This window comes from Corynebacterium sp. (genome assembly GCF_012837295.1).
In the GTDB taxonomy this organism is placed as follows: Bacteria; Actinomycetota; Actinomycetes; order Mycobacteriales; family Mycobacteriaceae; genus Corynebacterium.
Map to the genome: position 1 here is coordinate 1 of NZ_DURI01000071.1, position 2,476 is coordinate 2,476.

A 2,476-nucleotide genomic window follows, 5' to 3' on the forward strand; every position below is an offset into this window, starting at 1 on the left:
GCCCGGGTCGGGCAGGCCGGCCGCGGCGAGGACCTCGCCGGAGCCCGGGCCGACGACCGAGAGCATCGCCAGATCGGCGTGCTCGACGGTGACGTCGGAGCGGAAGATCATCATGGTCAGGAACCGGTGCAGGGACTCCGCGCCGAGCGGGGAGACGTCGAGAAGCACCGAATCGCCGAGGACCGAGACGCCCATGTGGTGCAGGATGCGCCCCTGCGGATCCAGGTCGAGAGCCTCCGAGGCGAAGCCCGGCACGGCGTCGTCGAGCTTCTGCGAGAACAGGGTGTTCAGCCACTCGAGGCGGTCGGGGCCGGAAATCCGCAGCACCCGCCGGTGGGAACGGTCGACCAGCGCGGCGGAATCCACCATGGCGCGCTGTTCGACCAGGGGGGAGCCATAATGCCACGCGACGCCCGCGCGGCCACCGGGATCCCTCTCCGGGACGGCGACCGCCCCTGAAACGTGTTGGACGATCGGACTCAACTCATCGAAGGCCACGCTCGCCATGGTAACGCGACCGCCGGGGAATAAGCTATGGGGCATGACAGCCCCCCAGCACGACATCATCCTCGTCGACGTCCTCTCGGAAGACGCGCCCCGTATCGCGGACGCCTCCGAACCCTTCCTCTACCCGGACGACCTCGGCGCGGTGCGCGGCGACGGGGTCTTCGAAACGCTGCTGGTCAGGGATGGCCACGCCTGCAACGTGGCGCGCCACGAAAACCGATTCCTGTCCTCGGCCGAGATGCTCCAGCTGCCCGCCCCGGACCTGGACCGCTGGCGCGCGGCATCGGGGTTGGCGGTCGACGAATGGAACTCCCGGGCGCTCGACCGCGCCGCTTCCGACGGCGCGTCGGCCGACGGATCGGTCACCCACCGCGATGCCTCCATGCGCTGGGTGTACTCCCGGGGCCGCGAATCCACCGGCCTGCCCACCGGCTACATCATGATCACCCCGGCCGCCGGCGCCGCCGACGCCCGCGAACGCGGCGTGCGGGCGATGCTCGCCGAGCGTGGCTTCGAGCTCGACCTGGGCAACCGCGCGCCGTGGGCGCTCATCGGAGCCAAGACGCTGTCCTACGCCGCCAACATGGCCGCGCTGCGGTACGCGAAGGAGAACGGCTTCGACGACGTCATCTTCACCTCGTCGGAGGGCAACCTCCTGGAGGGGCCGACGTCGACGATCATCCTGGTGCGCGGCCGTCAGCTGCTCACCCCGAACCCCGGCGAAGGCGTGCTGCCCGGCACCACCCAGGCCGCGCTGTTCGACCTTGCCGCGGAAAAGGGCTGGGAGTGCGTCCCCGCGCAGCTGACCCCCGAGGATCTCCGCACCGCCGACGCCGTGTGGCTGGTGTCCTCCGTGCGCATCGCCGTGCGCGTGACCTCGCTGGACGGCGAAGAGCTCCCGTCACCCGGCGTCGCAGCGGAGGCCGAGTTCGGGGAGCTCTGCGAGCAGGCGCTCGCGCGATAGGCGGGGACGCGCTATCCGGCCCAGCGCTTCAGCTGGGCGGACATGCGCGGGAAGAAGTCGTCGCCGCGCAGGCGCTCGTCGACCCACCCGAGGTCGTTGTTCGGCATCAGGCCGTACAGGCGCTTGCCCGGGCCGAGGGACGCCGGCCCGGTGGCGGTGACCATGGTCGACGCCGCCTGCACCTCCCACGCGCGCTCGGTGACGGGCTTGCCGTAGTAGATCTCCACCACGCCGGTCGAGTGCGTGCACAGGAACTCGATCTCGTCGTCGTCGTTGATGCGCCAGAAGCCGGTCTCGCGCAGGTCGGGGCCGATGACGTTGTCGTCCTCGTCGATCTTCCAGAACCGCGACTCGTAGCTGAGGTAGTTCTCGCCGTCGTGGCTGAAGATGATCTGCTGGCCGAAGCGGTACTGGCCGTCGACGACGGTGTCCGCCTGGCCCTCGCCGCGCCACACGCCGACCAGCGGCAGCAGCGCCAGCAGTCCGTCGTGCAGGTTGGGGCCGTGGCGCAGGTTCGCCGTGTCGTCGGCGACGGGGAGTCCGGGCAGGTCCGTGATGTTGCGCCCGCCGGTGGACTCGGACTGCTGCGCGGCCCGGTCGATGGCCTCGTTGCCGTCGAGGCGGCGGGGAACGTCGCCCGTGGTGTCGTTGGTGTCGTTCATGCCACCGACACTACTGGGAAGCGTCGTCGCCCCGGGCCGTCTCCCCGCCCAGTTCCGGTTCGGGCGTGGCCACCGGCAGGAAATCCTCCGGGGACACCAGGCGGTACAGTTCGTCGCCCTCGATGAAGATCGACCCGCCCGAGACGTAGATGCGGGTCGGGCGCTGGCGCAGCGGCAGTTCGGCGCCCGTCAGGACCAGTTCGAAGGCCGGGAGAATCTCCGCGGTGGCGTCGTCGGAAAGCTCGTCGCCCCGGAGGACGTCCTCGGACTCCGCGTCCGCCGGCCCGGAGAGGACCTCCACGGGAATGAACTTCGCGTCTCCGTCGAGGATCCGCAGCTTGAC

At 70.5% G+C, this 2,476-nt stretch carries 2 protein-coding genes and 2 pseudogenes; 1 reads left to right on the forward strand and 3 read right to left on the reverse strand.

Going from position 1 to position 2,476, the window contains the following annotated elements:
• A pseudogene (locus tag GX015_RS02475) lies at window positions 1-498 on the reverse strand (folate-binding protein); the annotation flags it as partial.
• Window positions 499-541: 43 nt separating this feature from the next.
• Between GX015_RS02475 and GX015_RS02480 the strand changes: the two are divergent.
• Complete coding sequence (locus tag GX015_RS02480) at window positions 542-1,471, forward strand: aminodeoxychorismate lyase (protein ID WP_291342534.1); 930 nt, start codon at window positions 542-544, stop codon at window positions 1,469-1,471.
• Window positions 1,472-1,482: 11 nt separating this feature from the next.
• On the opposite strand, the gene GX015_RS02485 is transcribed toward GX015_RS02480, so the two are convergent.
• A complete protein-coding gene (locus GX015_RS02485; protein WP_291342535.1) occupies window positions 1,483-2,133 on the reverse strand; it encodes an FABP family protein in 651 nt (216 codons plus the stop codon).
• A gap of 10 nt (window positions 2,134-2,143) precedes the next feature.
• Window positions 2,144-2,476 (reverse strand): annotated as a pseudogene (locus GX015_RS02490) (hypothetical protein); the annotation flags it as partial.